The 17,036-nt window shown below is 73.4% G+C and carries 15 protein-coding genes and 1 pseudogene; 7 read left to right on the top strand and 9 right to left on the bottom strand.

The annotated features are described in order from the left end of the window. Positions 1-126: 126 nt before the first annotated feature. The gene (locus tag ACFYW7_RS21665; protein ID WP_389504703.1) at positions 127-471 is read right to left on the bottom strand and encodes a hypothetical protein; all 345 of its coding nucleotides are present in this window, start codon (positions 469-471) and stop codon (positions 127-129) included. A 110-nt stretch (positions 472-581) separates the two neighbouring features. Here ACFYW7_RS21665 and ACFYW7_RS21660 point away from each other — a divergent pair, with 110 nt between their 5' ends. Beyond that, a complete protein-coding gene (locus ACFYW7_RS21660; RefSeq protein WP_389504701.1) occupies positions 582-935 on the top strand; it encodes an LPXTG cell wall anchor domain-containing protein in 354 nt (117 codons plus the stop codon). A gap of 47 nt (positions 936-982) precedes the next feature. Further along, positions 983-1,735: a DUF2625 family protein gene (locus ACFYW7_RS21655; protein ID WP_389504699.1), complete on the top strand. Its 753-nt coding sequence runs from the start codon at positions 983-985 to the stop codon at positions 1,733-1,735. Positions 1,736-1,913: 178 nt separating this feature from the next. Here ACFYW7_RS21655 and ACFYW7_RS21650 read toward each other — a convergent pair whose 3' ends face one another. The 7 genes from ACFYW7_RS21650 to ACFYW7_RS21620 form a co-directional block, all read right to left on the bottom strand. Then, on the bottom strand, positions 1,914-3,713 hold the full coding sequence (locus ACFYW7_RS21650) for a DEAD/DEAH box helicase (protein WP_389504697.1): 1,800 nt from the start codon (positions 3,711-3,713) through the stop codon (positions 1,914-1,916). 134 nt (positions 3,714-3,847) lie between these two features. After that, positions 3,848-4,051 (bottom strand): cold-shock protein, encoded by a 204-nt coding sequence (locus ACFYW7_RS21645; protein WP_053727847.1) that lies wholly within the window; start codon positions 4,049-4,051, stop codon positions 3,848-3,850. Between the two features lie 296 nt (positions 4,052-4,347). After that, a complete protein-coding gene (hutH, locus tag ACFYW7_RS21640) occupies positions 4,348-5,886 on the bottom strand; it encodes a histidine ammonia-lyase (RefSeq protein ID WP_389505554.1) in 1,539 nt (512 codons plus the stop codon). A 124-nt stretch (positions 5,887-6,010) separates the two neighbouring features. Next, positions 6,011-7,165, bottom strand: coding sequence for a diguanylate cyclase domain-containing protein (locus ACFYW7_RS21635; RefSeq protein WP_389504694.1), 1,155 nt, complete (start codon positions 7,163-7,165; stop codon positions 6,011-6,013). A 97-nt stretch (positions 7,166-7,262) separates the two neighbouring features. Beyond that, complete coding sequence (locus ACFYW7_RS21630) at positions 7,263-8,078, bottom strand: enoyl-CoA hydratase/isomerase family protein (protein WP_389504692.1); 816 nt, start codon at positions 8,076-8,078, stop codon at positions 7,263-7,265. 2,144 nt (positions 8,079-10,222) lie between these two features. Then, complete coding sequence (locus tag ACFYW7_RS21625; RefSeq protein WP_389505551.1) at positions 10,223-11,305, bottom strand: adenylate/guanylate cyclase domain-containing protein; 1,083 nt, start codon at positions 11,303-11,305, stop codon at positions 10,223-10,225. Positions 11,306-11,952: 647 nt separating this feature from the next. Continuing rightward, positions 11,953-12,819, bottom strand: coding sequence for a biotin--[acetyl-CoA-carboxylase] ligase (locus tag ACFYW7_RS21620; protein WP_389504690.1), 867 nt, complete (start codon positions 12,817-12,819; stop codon positions 11,953-11,955). 136 nt (positions 12,820-12,955) lie between these two features. Between ACFYW7_RS21620 and ACFYW7_RS21615 the strand changes: the two genes are divergently transcribed. The 4 genes from ACFYW7_RS21615 to ACFYW7_RS21600 all read left to right on the top strand — a co-directional run bounded on the left by ACFYW7_RS21615 (position 12,956) and on the right by ACFYW7_RS21600 (position 15,825). Continuing rightward, positions 12,956-14,548: an acyl-CoA carboxylase subunit beta gene (locus tag ACFYW7_RS21615; RefSeq protein WP_389504687.1), complete on the top strand. Its 1,593-nt coding sequence runs from the start codon at positions 12,956-12,958 to the stop codon at positions 14,546-14,548. A 30-nt stretch (positions 14,549-14,578) separates the two neighbouring features. Continuing rightward, positions 14,579-14,788 (top strand): acyl-CoA carboxylase epsilon subunit, encoded by a 210-nt coding sequence (locus ACFYW7_RS21610; protein ID WP_389504684.1) that lies wholly within the window; start codon positions 14,579-14,581, stop codon positions 14,786-14,788. 208 nt (positions 14,789-14,996) lie between these two features. Beyond that, the gene (gene mmpB / locus ACFYW7_RS21605; protein WP_389504682.1) at positions 14,997-15,125 is read left to right on the top strand and encodes a morphogenic membrane protein MmpB; all 129 of its coding nucleotides are present in this window, start codon (positions 14,997-14,999) and stop codon (positions 15,123-15,125) included. A 79-nt stretch (positions 15,126-15,204) separates the two neighbouring features. Next, positions 15,205-15,825, top strand: coding sequence for a Maf family protein (locus ACFYW7_RS21600; RefSeq protein WP_389504680.1), 621 nt, complete (start codon positions 15,205-15,207; stop codon positions 15,823-15,825). Positions 15,826-16,148: 323 nt separating this feature from the next. On the opposite strand, the pseudogene ACFYW7_RS21595 reads toward ACFYW7_RS21600, so the two are convergent. Next, a pseudogene (locus tag ACFYW7_RS21595) lies at positions 16,149-16,589 on the bottom strand (hypothetical protein); the annotation flags it as partial. A gap of 354 nt (positions 16,590-16,943) precedes the next feature. Between ACFYW7_RS21595 and ACFYW7_RS21590 the strand changes: the two are divergent. Further along, positions 16,944-17,036 (top strand): biotin carboxylase N-terminal domain-containing protein (locus ACFYW7_RS21590; RefSeq protein ID WP_280842533.1); only part of this gene is annotated, 93 nt, incomplete at its 3' end.

Here is a 17,036-nt window from a genome sequence, read left to right as displayed (position 1 = left end):
AAAGTGTGGCCCACACCACGTCCGAGCAGGTGGGACGGGAGCGACACGAGGCGGCCTGCGCGTCTGGTGAGACGAGAAAACCCCGGCGGCGGTTGCCGACCGGGGCCACTGTCTCCCCAAGCCGCGTCAGCCGCGCGCGCCTTCCTCGTCGTCCTCCTCGGCATCATCCTCGTCGATGCCCCAATCCGGCGAATCAGGGTCGTAGTCGACGGGCTCCGTACTCCAGGACGCCTGGGCGAGTTGAACGCCCGGAACCTCGCTGACCAGGTCCAACGGGTCGACGAGATACGCGAGGGCCTCGGACGTGTCTTCCGTCACCGCGCCCTCCGCCTGCGCCCGCTCGTCGGCCGGCACGGCCTCGTCGTCGCCGATCCGGAGCAGCGCGGCCTTGGTGACGGCGTCCGCGTCGTCGATCTCCAAAACGAGTTCGACACGAAGCAACACAAATCGTGATGTCTCAGAGGTAGTCATGGGAGGGAGCGTACGGCCCTTGGGATGCGCGACTTTCCCACGACCCGCGCCTTTCATTAGCATCGCCCCACACGGCCAATTCACCAGCGCCACAAGGGGATCGATATTTCGTGTCCGCCGCACGTCGATCGTTGCTGACCGCCACCGCAGCCGGGACCCTCCTGGGGGCCCTGTGGTTCGTCCCGTCCGCCAACGCGACCCAGGACGTACCCGCTTCGAGCGGTTCGGCGTCCTCGCCCGGGCCGGTCGGCACGACCTCCGCGCCCGCCGGTACGACCGCGACACCGCTCTCCGCCGGCTCGGACCCCGCGCCGGACCATGAGGCCGCCGGTGGCGGGACCCGGCTCGCCGACACCGGCGGCATAGACACGACGCCGTATCTCGTCGGCGGCACGCTCTCCCTCGCCCTCGGCGCCGGATTCGTGACGTACTCCGTGCGCCGTGAGCGCACGATGGCCTACTGAGCGCACCGCCCGCACTCCGGACGGACCACCCACAGCACAGGGAAGTCATGCGAGAGCTGAGCGAGCTGACCGACGTCGAGGAACCTGCCTGGCCGCTGCTGTCCCAGGCGCTGGCCGCCAGCGGGGTGTCCATGGAAGTCCTCCCGGTGGACCCCGACCTGGGCCGCGCCAGCCTGCTCCAACTGCAGGTCACCGCCCGGTCCTGGCTGGGCGGGATGGTGCTCAACTGCGGTGGGGTGGTGCTGGACAGCGGGTGGCTGCGGATCTACGGCAGCCCGGCAGAGGACCTGTCCGCGGGGTTGCCGGGCGGTTCGACGGACCTGCCCTCGCTGGCCGAGGTCAACGACTTCCCCGAGCGGTTCGATCCGGCCTGGCGCCCCCGCGACGGCGGGCTCGTCGTCGGCCACGACGTACTGGGCGGGGCGTTCGTCCTCAACGGCGCCGACCCCGCGTCCGACGGACGCCCCGGACACCCCGGCGAGGTCGTGTACTTCGCGCCGGACTCCCTGAAGTGGGAGACGCTCGAGGTGGGGCACGGGGCGTGGCTCCAGTGGCTCCTGAGCGAGGGCACGGACCAGTTCTACGACACGCTGCGGTGGCCCGGCTGGCGGGCGGAGTCCGGCGCCCTGACGGGCACGCAGGGCCTGTCGGTCGTGCCGTTCCTGTGGTCCGCCGAAGCACGGCGCGACCTCATGTCGACGAGCCGCCGCGCGGTCCCGCTGAACGAACTCCTCGCCCTGCACCGGGACTTCGGCCTGAAGCTGGACAAGGTGGACCCGGGTTTCCTCGGCGACGTCTGACCTCCCCGCCCCTCCCCCACCCGCACCGCACCCGCTGCCACCGCGTCCGGGCGGGGCGAACCGCAGGTTCCGGACAGCGGCCGGCGGGCGGGTGCCCGGCGCGCCGGGGCCGGACATGCCGCGGCCCCGCGACCCGGAGAGGGTGCGGGGCCGCGGCGAGGCCGATCGGTCAGCCGGTTCAGGCGGCCCTGCGGCCGCCACCGCTCTGGCCGCCGTTCTGGCCGCCACGCTGCGGAGCGCGCCCACGGCCGCCCGCGCGGCCGGCACCGGCGCCACCGCCCTCGGCACGACGGCCACCACCGGCGCCACCGCCCTCGGCACGACGACCCGTACCCGCGCCACCGCCTTCGACACGACGGCCACCACCGGCGCCACCGCCCTCGGCACGACGGCCCGCACCGGCGCCACCGGCGCCCGTGCGGCGGCCGGTGGCCGCGCCACCCGCCGCGCCGCCCGTGGCCGGACGTCCGGCGCCCTGCCGGCGCCCCTGGCCGTCCGATCCGGCGCCCGTGCGCGTGGCCGTACCGGCGACCGCGGGCCGCCTGGCCCCGCCACCGGTGGCACGTCGCGCCTTGGGCTGCCGCTTCGGCTGCTCGGCCTGCTGCGGGACCTCGATGACGACCGGGACCCCGGAGGGCTCGCGGGCGCCGGTGAGGCGGGTGAGTTCCTCGTCGCTGGACTTGACCCGGGCGGTGCGCGGCGTGATGCCGGCGTCCTCCATCAGGCGGGTCATCTCACGCTTCTGCTCGGGGAGCACCAGCGTGACGACGCTGCCGGACTCTCCGGCGCGGGCGGTGCGGCCGCCGCGGTGGAGGTAGTCCTTGTGGTCGACCGGCGGGTCCACGTTGACGACGAGGTCGAGGTCGTCGATGTGGATGCCGCGGGCCGCCACGTTGGTGGCGACGAGCGCGGTGACCTGTCCGTTCTTGAACTGGTCGAGGGTGCGGTTGCGCTGCGGCTGGCTGCGCCCGCCGTGCAGGGCGGAGGCCCGGACACCGCTGGCGAGCAGTCGCTTGGTGAAGCGGTCGGCGCCGCGCTTGGTGTCGACGAAAAGGATCACCCGGCCGTCGCGGGCGGCGATCCGCGTGGCGACGGCCTTCTTGTCGGTCTCGTCGGCGACGTGCAGCACGTGGTGCTCCATGGTGGTCACCGCGCCCGCGGACGGGTCGACGGAGTGCACCACGGGGTCGGTGAGGAACATCCGGACGAGCCGGTCGATGTTCTTGTCGAGCGTGGCCGAGAAGAGCAGCCGCTGACCGCCCGGCTCGACCTGGTTGAGCAGGGCCACGACCTGCGGCATGAAGCCCATGTCGGCCATCTGGTCGGCCTCGTCGAGGACCGTGATCGAGACGTCGCCGAGGGCGCAGTCGCCTCGCTCGATGAGGTCCTTGAGCCGCCCGGGGGTGGCCACGAGCACCTCGACACCACGGCGCAGCGTGCCGGACTGCCGGCCGATCGACATGCCGCCGACGGCCGTGGTCACCCGGAGGTTGACGGCCGTGGCGTACGGCGTCAGCGCGTCGTCGACCTGCTGGGCGAGTTCGCGGGTGGGGACGAGGACCAGCGCGAGCGGCTTCTTCGGCTCGGCGCGGCGCCCCGCCGTACGGGCGAGGAGGGCGAGTCCGAAGGCGAGCGTCTTGCCGGAGCCGGTCCGTCCCCGGCCGAGCACGTCGCGCCCGGCGAGGGAGTTGGGCAGGGTCGCGCCCTGGATCGGGAACGGCTCGGTGACGCCCTGGGCCGCGAGGGTCTTCGTCAGGGCGGCGGGCATGTCCAGCGCGTCGAACGAGTCGACGGAGGGCAGCGCCGGTGTGATGGTCTCGGGCAGGGAGAACTCCTGCGGCGGCGCGACCTTGCGGGCGCCACCACGGCCGGCGCCCCGGCCGGTGTTACGGCCGGCGGCGCTCTTCGCGGAGCCGCCGGTCTGAGCGGCGCGCGCGTTTGCCGGCCGCTTACGGACGGGACGTTCGGATCGAGTCATGCTGGATCTGGATTTCCTTCCTGGGCCCACGGACTGCACACACAGCGCTCACCGACTGCATGAGCTGTCACAGCGCTGAGCCGGGACCAGCACCCGAAGGTGCGGGACCCGGCTCTGGAAAAGCGCGCTTCGAACTAGGCGGGGAGAATGTTCTCCGCCTGCAGGCCCTTCTGGCCCTGCGTGACCTCGAAGGAGACCTTCTGGCCCTCGAGGAGCTCACGGAAGCCGGAGCTCGCGATGTTCGAGTAGTGGGCGAAGACGTCGGGGCCGCCGCCGTCCTGCTCGATGAAGCCGAAGCCCTTTTCCGAGTTGAACCACTTCACGGTGCCAGTAGCCATGTTGTTCTCCTGAACAGGTAGTGGGCCCCCATCCGGAGATGCACCGGGTAATGCCGGAGATGCCGGTAAAACAAAACGCGCCTGCGGAGGATTCCGATCAGGCGCACAAAGTAAATGGGTACCAAAAACGTATCAATGAGACAGTAGCACACGCTCGTGCGAGGGGGCGAGGCCGAACCCTGTGGCCCGTGACACGCCCGGGACGACGCGACGGCCCCGGAAGGGGTTCCGGGGCCGTCGCGCACCGGACCCGGCGCCGCGCCTTCCGCGCCGCCGGGTTCCCGGGTGCCATGTCCTTAGGCGAGGGGGCCGGTCACCGGCTCCACCGCCGCCACCACACCGCCCGCGCGCACGAACGCGTCCGCCGCCGCCAGGTCGGGGGCGAGGAAGCGGTCCGGGCCGGGACCCTGGACGCCGGCCGCGCGGACGGCGTCGATGACCGCCCGCGACGCCGGGGCCGGGGCCAGGCCCTCGCGCAGTTCGATCGCACGGGTGGCGGCGTACAGCTCGATCGCCACGATGCGGGTCAGGTTGTCCACGGAGGTGCGCAGCTTGCGCGCGGCCGACCAGCCCATGGAGACGTGGTCCTCCTGCATGGCGGAGGAGGGGATGGAGTCCGCCGACGCCGGTACGGCGAGCCGCTTCATCTCGCTGACCAGCGCGGCCTGCGTGTACTGGGCGATCATCAGGCCGGAGTCGACGCCGGCGTCGTCCGCGAGGAACGGCGGGAGGCCGTGCGAACGGTTCTTGTCGAGCAGCCGGTCGGTGCGGCGCTCGGCGATCGAGCCGAGGTCGGCCGCGGCGATGGCGAGGAAGTCCAGGACGTAGGCGACCGGGGCGCCGTGGAAGTTGCCGTTGGACTCGACGCGGCCGTCGGGCAGCACGACCGGGTTGTCGACCGCGGAGGCCAACTCCCGCTCGGCGACGGTGCGGGCGTGCGCGAGGGTGTCCCGGCCGGCGCCCGCGACCTGCGGGGCGCAGCGCACGGAGTAGGCGTCCTGGACGCGCGGGGCGTCGTCCTGGTGGTGACCGGTGAGCTCCGAACCCTTCAGTACCGCCAGCATGTTGGCGGCGCTGGCACCCTGGCCGGGGTGCGGGCGGATGGCGTGCAGCTCGGGGGCGAGGACCTTGTCCGTGCCGAGGAGCGCTTCGAGGGAGAGCGCGGCGGCGACGTCGGCCGACTTGTAGAGCATGTCCAGGTCGGCGAGGGCCATGACCAGCATGCCGAGCATGCCGTCGGTGCCGTTGAGGAGGGCGAGGCCCTCCTTCTCACGCAGCTCGACGGGGGCGATGCCGGCCTCGGCGAGCAGCTCGCCCGCGGTCCGCACGACACCGTCGGGGCCCTCGGCGTCGCCCTCGCCCATCAGCGCCAGGGCGCAGTGGGACAGCGGGGCCAGGTCACCGGAGCAGCCGAGCGAGCCGTACTCGTGGACGACCGGGGTGATACCGGCGTTCAGCAGGTCCGCCATGGTCTGGGCGACCTCGGGACGCACACCCGTGTGCCCGGAGCAGACGGTCTTGAGCCGCAGGAACATCAGCGCGCGGACGACCTCGCGCTCCACCCGGGGGCCCATCCCGGCGGCGTGCGAGCGGACGATGTTGCGCTGCAACTGGGCGCGCAGCTCCGGGCTGATGTGCCGGCTCGCCAGGGCGCCGAAGCCGGTGGAGACGCCGTAGACGGGCTCCGGCTTGGCCGCCAGCGCGTCGACGATCTCGCGGGCCGCGGCGAGGGCCGCCACCGCCTCGTCGGAGAGCTCGATCCGGGCGCCGTCACGCGCCACGGCGAGAACGTCGGACGCGGTCACTCCGGACGTCCCCACCACCACAGTGTGCATATCCATATTCAGGAGCGTACGCAGTGAATTCAATGATGTCACTAGTGGGCCGCCGGTTGACCCCTTACCTCGGCGTACGTCACAGGAGGCGCCGGCGCCTCCGCCCGGGCCGGCCGCGCCACCTTCACGGGCCGGGCTGCCCGTGCCGCCCCCGGAACCTGCGGCGCTCGCCCGCCGCGGGCGACGGCGCGTCCGCCAGGCGGACGACGGGGTCGTCGGGGCCCTCCCGCCCGGCGACCACGGGTTTCGCCGCCCGGACGGCCTTCGCCCGGTACTGGGCCGCGTCGGCCAGCCGGAACAGCCGGCGCGCCGACCGTACGGGCCCGATCGGGTCCCCGGTCGAGGCGACCCCGCACGCCACACCCTCGCCCAGCTCCAACTCGGCCGCGCGGCGGCAGAGTTCGTCGGCGATGCGGACCACGTCGTCGGCCGGCGGTCCCACCGACAGCAGACAGAACTCGTCCCCGCCCAGCCGCGCGGCGAGGGTGCCGGGGAGCATGGCCCCGCACAGCGAGAGCACCGAACCGAACCGTTCGAGGAGCCGGTCGCCCACCGCGTGCCCCCGGGTGTCGTTGACCCGCTTGAGGCCGTTGAGGTCGCAGACGACGAGACTGACCACGGCCCCGTCGCTCTTGTACGTCTCGACCGCCTCGTCGAGACGTATGTCCACGGCGCGACGGTTCGCGAGCCCGGTCAGGGCGTCGGTGTAGGCGAGGCGCCGGGCCTCCTCGAGCCGCTCGGTCTGGGCGATCCCGGCGGCGACGACGGAGGCGAGGACGGTCGCGAAGTCGGCGTCCGCCCGGCCGAAGACGGGGGCGCCGGCCGGGCGGGCCACGTACAGCTCCCCCCACGCCCGCCCGTGCAGCACGATCGGCGCGACCACGCAGCAGCCGCGCCCGCGACGGCGCAGCGCGGCGACGCGCTGGTGGCAGTACCCGGCGGGACCGGCCGCCGGGCCCTCGGCGGTCTCGACCCAGGCGTCGGGCTCGCCGCCGCCCGCCCACCGCTCGTGCAGGAACTCGGTGATCTCCGGGAACTGGTGCACCGGATAGGCCTCGGCCTCGGGGAACTCGTCCTCGTCCGGGGCGCGGTCGCCCACGTTGGCGAGCACCCGGAGCCGGCCGAGTTCGCGCTCCCACACGGAGAGGGCGGCGAAACTCCCGGTCAGCGCGTGACACGCGCCGAGCGCCGCCGCCCGCCACGACTCCCGAGGGGTGTGCGCCGCCGCCATCCCCTGAGCCAGTGCCACCACGGCCCTCAGCCGACTGTCCTCACCCATCACCCCAGGCTAGGGATAATTAGTCATATTTGAGACATTTGTAGGGCGAACAGGGGTCCAGGACGCCGGGCCGGGCCGCGCCGGAGCACCGCGAGGGCTACTCCCCCGGCCACTCGGGCCTGCGCTTCTCGTTGAAGGCGGCGACACCCTCGGCCCGGTCCCCGGAGAACGCGACGGAGCGCCAGGCCGCGTCCTCGACCTCCAGGCCCGCGCGCAGGTCGAGCCCCTGCCCCAGACGCAGGGCGCGCTTGGCGGCACGCAGCCCGACCGGGGAGTTCGCGGCGACACGCGCGGCCAGGGCAAGCGCCTCGGCCCGGTCCTGTCCGGCCTCCACCAGCTCGTCCACGAGCCCCAACTCCCGCGCCTCGACCGCCTCCAGGCGCCGGGCGGAGAAGATGAGCTCGGCCGCGCGCGCGGCGCCGACCCGGCGCGGCAGCAGCTGCGTGCCGCCGCCTCCGGGGATCACACCGACCGACACCTCCGGGAGTCCGACGACCGCGGTACGGTCGGCCACGATCACGTCGCAGGACAGCGCCAGCTCGAACCCGCCGCCCAGCGCGAACCCGTGCACGGCGGCGACGGTCGGCATCGGCAGCTCCAGGACACCGGTGTACGCGGCCCGCGCGACCGGCCGCTGCCGCACCAGATCGGCGTCGCTGAAGGAGTTCCGCTCCTTCAGGTCGGCGCCGACACAGAAGGCGCGCTCATGGGTGGACGTCAGGACGACCACGCGCGCGTCCCGGTCGGCGGCGAGGGCGTCACAGGCACCGGCGATCGAACGCGCCATGTCCGTGGACACGGCGTTCATGGCCTTGGGCCGGTCGAGGACGAGCTCGGCGACGTACCCGTGCCGCCGTACGACGACGAACTCCCCGAACCGCCGCTCGCCCGGCTCCACCCCTTGCTGCGCCATGACACCCTCCTGGTTAACGCGGGTTAACTTTCGACGCCCCGATCATCGCAGCCGGGACCGTCCGGCGGAACCCGCCCCCTCGCCCCGTACTTCCTCGTTCGAGTGACATACCGCCCAAGCGCGGTTCATCGCCCTCAGACCGCGCATAACCTGCGCACCGCCACAGCGCATTCGGGACGCCGGCACACCGGGGAGGGACGACCATGACGAACCGCGAAACACCGCAGGCCACCAGCGCCCGGCCGGCCCCACGACTCACGCACCCGCCCGCCCGGACGCGGCCGACGGCGCCGAGGCAGCCCGGGGCCGCGACGACCCCGCCCGACGCCTCCCCCGACGGCCCGCCCCCGGCGGCCCCGGCGACGGTCAGCACCCGGTGGGTGCGCGTCACCCCGCTCAGCGAGGCGATGTCCACTCCCACGCCGTTCGGCGCCACCGACTTCGGCGCGCGGGAAGCGGTCACCGTGCGGACCGCGACCGTCAAAACGGGCGCGGCCGCGGAGGCCGCCCCGAAGGACGGCCCGGCGGCAGGGTCCACGGCGGCCGGCGCCGGAAGGACGAGCGGCCTCGGCCCGGAACCCACGCCGCCCGGACTCCCGGCGCCCCGGCACGAGGACCCCGCACCCCGGGCACCCCGATCGGCCCCTCCCGCGGTGACGCCCGCCGCCGGGCCGACCCGAGCCGCGACGCCCGCCGGTACCGGCGCAGCCGGGCCCTCGTCGACCCGCGCCGCGAAGAGCGCGACCGAGAGCGCGGGGACCGCGACCACCGGCACCGCGAGGACCGACTCCGTGACGGCCGGCTCCGTGACGGCCGGCTCCGCGAACGCCGGGACCGCGAACGCCGGGACCGGGCACGGCAGGGCCGCGAAGGTGTGGGTCACCGCGCCCGGCGTTCCCAGACCGAGGACCGCGACAGACCCCCGTACACGGGCCACCGGCGCTCCGACAGGCACCCGGGAGCCGAGGGCCGGGGCCGAGACCGCGCCGTTCTCCCGGACACGGAGGTTCGTCACCGCGTCAGCCACCCGAGAGCCGCTGGCCGAGACCGGGGTCGGAGCCGGAACTGGAGCCGGAACGGTGCCAGGCTCCCGCGGGCAAGAGGCCGACCCGGTGGCAGGCGTCCAAGGCCTGCGGGCCGGGGCCGAGACCGGAACCGGGGCCGTGTCAGGCTCCCGGACACGACGGGCCGGCGACGCGGCGGGTGCCCGAGAGCCGCTGGCCGAGACCCGCACAGGGGCTCCTGTCGCGCCGGGCTCTCCGGTGGAGAAGCCCGCGAGGGCGGCAGCGGCGGGCGGCGGAGCACGCGGCGCGGAGGCCCCGGCGGGCGTTCGCGCGGCGGGGAACGGGACCGATGTCGCCGCTCAGGAGCGAGGGATCGTTCCGGCGACGCGGCCGGCGGCGGGCCCGGGCGGACCGGCGGACGCGTCCGACGACGAACCCGCTCCCGTCCGCCTCCGTGCCCCCCGGGGACGGCACCGCAGGCCCCGGCCGCGCCGGGTGCTCTTCGCCGTCGGGGGATTCGCGCTCGCCGCGGGAGTGCTGAGCCTCGCCAGGATGACCCCGGAGTCGGTGACCGGGGGCGGCGGAAAGGCGGAGGCGGAGCCCCGGGCCGCGTCGGCCACGGACAGGGGGGCGGATTCGTCGGGCGACACCGTCGAAGCCGCCGACTCCGTGCCCCGGCCCACCCGTCCCGGGGCGCCCACCGCGAGCGCCGCGATGGGCGGGGCGGTCCCGGCACCCACCTCGGACGGAAGCCTTCCCCCGACGTCGCACCCGTCGGCGTCGGCCGCGATCCCGGCGGCCCACGGCCGCGCCCCCGCCGCCCCCGCGCCGGACACCACCGGCATTCCGACGGCCGCCGTGCCGACGTCCCCGCCGCCCGCTGCGACACCCACGCCGGCACCCACCACGGCGGCCCCGCGCCAGACTCCGCGCCAGACCCCGCCCCCGAGCACCCACGCGCCGGCCCCGTCGCACCAGCCGCCGAACGTGTGCGTACCGATCGTCGGAATCTGTGTGAACGGGCTGCTGTCGCCCGGTCGGCAGGGATGACCCACGCCGGGACGCGTCAGGCACCGGGCCGGGCGGCGGGGCGCGAAGAGGTCTCCCGCGTCACCCGGGTCTCCCGGCCGACCGGACCGGTTACGCGTCGCCGTTCCGTCGGGCCAGCAGCCACGGTTCGATGACGCCGAGCCCACGGACGGGCCGCTGCCACATCGGCTGGAGCGCGAAGCGGTACGAGGGAGGCTCCTCGCCCTCCTTCTCCGCGGCGGCCGCGGCCTCGGCGGCCTCCGCCTCGGAGGCGGGTGCGTCACCGGTGCGCGTCAGCTCCTCCGCGAAGGCACCGTCCACGAGCACCGCGTCGCGCGGCGCTATCGACGTGAGCCGGCTCGCCAGGTTCACGGTCGTGCCGAACACGTCGCCCATCCGTGTGGTGACCGTGCCGAAGGCGATGCCGACGCGCAGCTCCGGCATCGTCTCGTCGTTCGCCATCGTCTCGATGAGCCGGAGCGCGATCTCGGCGGCGACACCGGCGTCGTCCGCGGAGTAGAGCACCTCGTCGCCCAGGGTCTTGATGAGCCGGCCCCCGTGGGCCGCCACCAGGTCCGCCGCGGTGGTCTCGAAGGCCTCGACGAGCTCGCCGAGCTCCTCCTCCTCCATGCGGCGCGTCAGCCGGGTGAAGCCGACCAGGTCGGCGAAGCCGACGGCGAGGCGGCGGTCGAACATCTCCTCGTCGTCCGCCGCCTGCACGACCCGGCCGGTCGCGGCGGCGAGCTGGCGGCGCCAGACGTAGACGAGGAACTCCTCCAGCTCCGGCAGGAGCAGTTCCATCAGGGGGTACGTCACCTCGGTGCGCGTCATCCCCGGTTCCGGCGGCTCGGTCAGCCCCTCCAGGAAGGAATCGATCTGCCACTCGGCCAGACGGGCGGTGGTCTGCCCGGTGGACCGGGCGACCTGGACGGCCATGGGCTCGCTCAGCAGGCCCGCCTCGACGAGACCGGCGAGGCGGCGCAGGGCGAGCACGTCCGCCTCGGTCAGCGCCCTGGCCTGGCCGATGTCCGCGAAGCCCATGGCCCGCCAGAAGCGGGAGGCCAGCTCCATGGAGACGCCCGCGCTGCGGGCCGCCTGGAACGGGGTGTACCGCCGCTCGGCGCCGAGGATGAGCCCTTCGAGGCGCAGCGCGAGCGGGTCCCCCTCGGCGTCCGGATCGGCCTGGGGGTCCACCCGGCCGTTCGCCTCGTGCCGCGCGTCGGGCCGGACGTCCGGTCCGACGCCGGTCCGGTGGTCCCTGCGGATGTCGCTCCCCACGTCGGAGTGGTCGTCGCCGCGGATGCCGGTTCCGGCGTCCTGGCGGTCTTCCTGACGGTGATCCGGACGGCCTTGCGGACCGGGGCCGGTCCCCGCGTCGACCGGCCGGCTGTCGCCGGCCCCCTGCGGTTGCGCGTCCGTGACCGGCCCGGCGGTACGGCCCGGCTCGGCGTCAGGGGCGGGGTGGGCACCCGGGCCGGAGCCGGTGTCGTCGACGGTCACGCCTGCTGCCCTTCCGATCTGCCATGGTCAGGTATCGACCGCGCTCAACTCTACGGCAGGTGTGCGCTGGCTCACTCCCGATGCCGGGACCCGTGCCAGGGCCGCGGTCCGGGCCCTGGCCGGGCCTCGCCCGGGACACCGCCGAAGCCGGGTGGACGAGGTCCTGCCGCCCACCGTCGCACCGGTCGCACGGGCCACGGACCCCGACGCGACGCGTCACACCGCGTCCCACCACCTTGGGCCCCGTCACCTCACACCGCGCGCGGACCGGCCCCGGCCGCACGCCCCCGCCCCGCGATCCACCCGCCGCGCCCCGTCACGGCTTCCCGGGACCCGGCGGCTCACACGGCCCGGAGGTGGATCACGTCCCCGGCACCTACCGGCTCCCGCCCGCCGTCCTTCGTGGCGATGACGAGCCGCCCGTCCCCGTCGACGGCCACGGCCTCCCCGACGATCGTCCGGCCGCCGGGCAGTTCGGCCCGCACCTCGCGTCCGAGGGTCGCGCACCCGGCCGCGTACGTCTCCTGGAGACCGGACACCGCGGGATCGCCGCCCGCCGCGCGCCAGCGCTCGTACCACTGCTCCAGGGACCGCAGCACGGCCCGCAGCACGGTGGCACGGTCCGTGGTCGTCGCGCCCGCCAGGACCAGCGATCCCGCGCCGGGCACGGGCAGCTCGTCCTCACGCAGCGAGACGTTGACGCCGATGCCGACCACGACCGCGTCGGTTCCCGCCCGCTCGGCGAGGATGCCGCCCGCCTTGCGCTCCTCACCACCCACGGTGACCAGCAGGTCGTTGGGCCACTTGAGTGCCGTGTCGACCCCGGCGGCGCTGGAGAGCGCCGTCGCGACGGCGACGCCGGTGAGCAGCGGCAGCCAGCCCCAGCGCTCGACGGGAACGCCGGCGGGTTTCAGCACCACGGAGAAGAAGAGGCCGGAGCGGGGAGGTGCCGTCCAGCGGCGGTCGAGACGGCCGCGCCCGGCGTTCTGCTCCTCGGCGACGAGGACCGCGCCCTCGTCCGCGTCCCCCTTGGTCACGAGACCGACCAGGTCCGAGTTGGTCGACCCCGTGCGCTCCACCACTTCCACGTCCCGCCACAGGCCGCCGTCACGCACCAGCGCCCTGCGCAGGACGGGCCCGTTCAGGGGCGGACGGTCCAGGTCGGACCACCGATTGTCGTTCGTGTCTGATGCATCTCGCGGCGTCATGCAACCCACCCTAGGTGTGGTAAACGCCGCACTGCCGATCGGTAGACACGCCACTACTCTACGGATCAGTAGCCAACCCCCTTTTCTGAGCAACTCACCCTCACGTCCCCCAGAGCAGGCAGGGAGCCGCATCCCGATGTCCGAGCCGGAAGAGCTGCAACACCCCGACATCCACACCACCGCGGGCAAGCTCGCGGACTTGCAGCGCCGCATCCAAGAGGCGACGCACGCCGGCTCGGAGCGCGCCGTCGAAAAGCAGCACGCCAAGGGCAAACTGACGGCGCGTGAGCGCATCGAGCTGCTGATGGACGAAGGCTCCTTCGTCGAGTTCGACGAGTTCGCGCGGCACCGGTCGACCGACTTCGGGCTGGAGCAGAACCGCCCGTACGGCGACGGCGTGGTCACCGGTTACGGAACGGTCGACGGCCGCCCGATCGCCGTGTTCTCCCAGGACTTCACCGTGTTCGGCGGTGCCCTCGGCGAGGTCTTCGGGCAGAAGATCATGAAGGCGATGGACTTCGCGCTGAAGACCGGCTGCCCGGTCATCGGCATCAACGACTCGGGCGGCGCGCGCATCCAGGAGGGCGTCGGCGCGCTCGGCATGTACGGCGAGATCTTCCGCCGGAACACGCACGCGTCGGGTGTCATCCCCCAGATCAGCCTGGTCGTCGGTCCGTGCGCGGGCGGTGCGGTGTACTCGCCGGCCATCACCGACTTCACGGTCATGGTCGACCAGACCTCGCACATGTTCATCACGGGTCCGGACGTCATCAAGACGGTGACGGGCGAGGATGTCGGCTTCGAGGAGCTGGGCGGCGCGCGCACGCACAACGCCGTGTCGGGCGTGGCCCATCACATGGCGGGCGACGAGAAGGACGCCATCGAGTACGTCAAGCAGTTGCTGTCGTACCTGCCGTCCAACAACCTCAGCGAGCCGCCGGTGTTCCCGGAGGAGGCCGACCTCGCCCTCACGGACGAGGACCGCGAGCTGGACACGATCGTGCCGGACAGCGCGAACCAGCCGTACGACATGCACACGGTCATCGAACACGTCCTGGACGACGCGGAGTTCTTCGAGACGCAGGCGCTGTTCGCGCCGAACATCCTCACCGGCTTCGGCCGGGTGGAGGGCCACCCGGTGGGCATCGTCGCCAACCAGCCGATGCAGTTCGCCGGTTGCCTGGACATCGACGCGAGCGAGAAGGCGGCGCGCTTCGTGCGGACGTGCGACGCGTTCAACGTGCCCGTCCTCACCTTCGTGGACGTGCCCGGCTTCCTCCCGGGCGTCGGCCAGGAGCACACGGGCATCATCCGCCGCGGCGCCAAGCTGATCTACGCGTACGCCGAGGCGACCGTCCCGCTCATCACGGTCATCACGCGCAAGGCCTTCGGCGGCGCGTACGACGTCATGGGTTCCAAGCACCTGGGCGCCGACCTCAACCTCGCCTGGCCCACCGCGCAGATCGCCGTGATGGGCGCGCAGGGCGCGGTGAACATCCTGCACCGCCGCACCATCGCGGCCGCCGAGGACCAGGACGCCACCCGGGCCCGGCTGATCCAGGAGTACGAGGACGCGCTGCTGAACCCGTACACGGCGGCCGAGCGCGGCTACATCGACGGCGTGATCATGCCGTCGGAGACCCGCTCCCACGTCGTCCGCGGCCTGCGCCAGCTGCGGACGAAGCGGGCCTCCCTCCCGCCGAAGAAGCACGGCAACATCCCGCTCTAGTCCCCGCCGACCAGGATCCTGGGAGCAGACATGACGATCAAGGTCGTACGGGGCAATCCGACCCCGGAGGAGCTGGCCGCCGCACTGGCGGTGGTCCGCGCACGCGCCGCGACGACGGCATCCGACCCGTCCGGCGCGTCCGGGCCGCGCGACTCCTGGTCCGACCCCGCCCGCGTCGCCGCCCACCGCCTCCCGCGGCCGGGCCCGACGGCGTGGGGGCGCAGCTACTGGCCCGGCTAGCGGAGCCGGGGTTCGGCCCCCACCACCGGCGCCGAACCCACTGACCAGAGGCAGGACACGAAGGCCGGTTTCCCCGAATTCGGGGAAACCGGCCTTCGTCGCGACCGCGCGCATTCACCGACCCCGGACACCCGTTTTCACAGAACGCCCCCAAGTTGAGTACGCGTACTCAGGTGCCCGGCCCTCCCTCCGCCGCACGATCGGAAGCATGCTCTGGTCCGACCCCGAGAACGAACCCCCCAAGGAACTCCGCGACATGCAGGACATGCTGCGGCGCCTGGGCGTTCTCCTGGCGCTGGCCATGGTGGTCGCGATGATCCTGCTGGGCGTCCGCTGACCGGGCCGGCCCGGTCCGGCGGCCCACCGGGGGAACGGCGGCCGAGGCGAGGTCCGATCGGCGCCGATACCCTGATCGCATGACCGATCAGCCGCGCCGCCGTCTCGTGCTCGCCTCGCAGTCCCCCGCCCGGCTCAACCTGCTGAGGCAGGCCGGACTCGCCCCCGAAGTGATCGTGAGCGGGGTCGACGAGGACGCCGTCACCGCGCCCACCCCCGCCGAACTCGCCCTCGCGCTGGCCGAGGCGAAGGCCTCCGTCGTCGCGGCGCGGCCCGAGGTCCAGGGCGCGCTGGTGATCGGCTGCGACTCGGTGCTGGACCTGGACGGCGAGGCTCTCGGAAAGCCCGCGGACGCCGAGGAGGCGACCGCGCGCTGGAAGGCGATGCGCGGCCGGGCCGGCACGCTCCAGACGGGGCACTGCGTCTGGGACACCGCGCAGAAGCGGTGGGAGTCGGCCACCGCCTCCACCGTGGTCCGCTTCGGGAAGCCGACCGACGCGGAGATCGCCGCGTACGTCGCCTCGGGCGAACCCCTCCACGTGGCGGGCGCGTTCACCCTCGACGGCCGCTCGGCCCCCTTCATCGAGGGCATCGACGGCGACCACGGGAACGTCATCGGCATCTCGTTGCCGACGGTCCGCAGGCTGATGGCCGAACTGGGCGTGTCCATCACCGAGTTGTGGACGCCCCGGGAGAAGTGAGCTGCGCCGGGGGCGATCTGGGGCGTCACCCGGACTCCCGGGTGACGCCGCCCGCCTCGGGGCCCGGACGTGAACACCGGAACGCGTGATGCCGGGCGGCCGTGAGAACCGGCCGACCGGCATCACCTTCAGGACGCCTAGATCGCGGACACCGGACTCGCGGGCGCCGAGCTCGCGGGCGCCGAAGTGACGGCGGCCTCGCCCGTATCGGCGTTCTTCGCGTCGGCGCCCTTCTGCAGGTCGACGCTCTTCCCCTCGCCGGAGGACTGCGGCGCCTCGGCGTCCCTCGCCCCGTCGGCCGCCGTGTCGACGCCCTCCCCCTCGCCGTCACCGCTGCCCGTGTCCTGCGGCGCGGCGTCGACGGGGCCGGCCTCCCGGCGGTCGTACGCCAGGAGTGTGAAAACGATCAGGCCGAGCACCACCATCATGAAGACGAAGGCGCCCCAGCCGACCAGGCCCACCGTGAAGGCGCCGAGCAGGGCGTGCACCACGGCGGCGCTGATCAGCAGGACACGCCCGAGGAGACCGGGAGCGCGCGCACGGAGCGCGACCAGCAGGGCGGCCACCGCGCACGCGGCGAAGTAGAGGCCGAAGACCAGCCCGCCGACCTTGGACGACATCGACATCAGGTCGGAGTCGAGCCCCGCCAGGGACATGTCCTGGCGGTCGACGATCACCCCCATGAACCAGTTGAGGAGTCCGATCCCCAGCGCTTCCGCGAAGAGCACGATCGCCGCCACCCATGCCACCGGTCTGCGCACCACCGGCCCCACCCACTTCCGCGTGCTGTTACCCCAAGTACGTCCGAGTCATCCCGAACGCTACTAACGGGTAAACCCCGGGACAAGGGTTCTGCCGAGGGCAAAGAATCATTGGGCCATTCGTAGGGACTCGACAAAGAATCGTTGTGGGCCGCAGCACGGAGTCACAGAGACCTTGGCCACATCGGAGGGCTAGGGTTCAAGGAGGGATTCCCTGGCGCCTTGGCGCAACAAGGGATTTCGAGGATCGAGTGAGCCTCGCATCACGCTCCGTGTGGGCAAGCTCACCACTGGGGACGGGTCGAAACGTCGTGTTGGCTGTCCCTAAACTCGGCGTGTTCCAAGGAGGGAGCCATCGTGCGCAAGGTGCTCATCGCCAACCGTGGCGAAATCGCTGTCCGCGTGGCCCGGGCGTGCCGGGATGCCGGGATCGCGAGCGTTGCCGTTTAT

It is taken from the genome of Streptomyces sp. NPDC002580 (assembly GCF_042889485.1).
In the GTDB taxonomy this organism is placed as follows: Bacteria; Actinomycetota; Actinomycetes; order Streptomycetales; family Streptomycetaceae; genus Streptomyces.
Note: the sequence above shows the minus strand (reverse complement) of the source record. Positions and strands in the feature narration are given on the sequence as shown.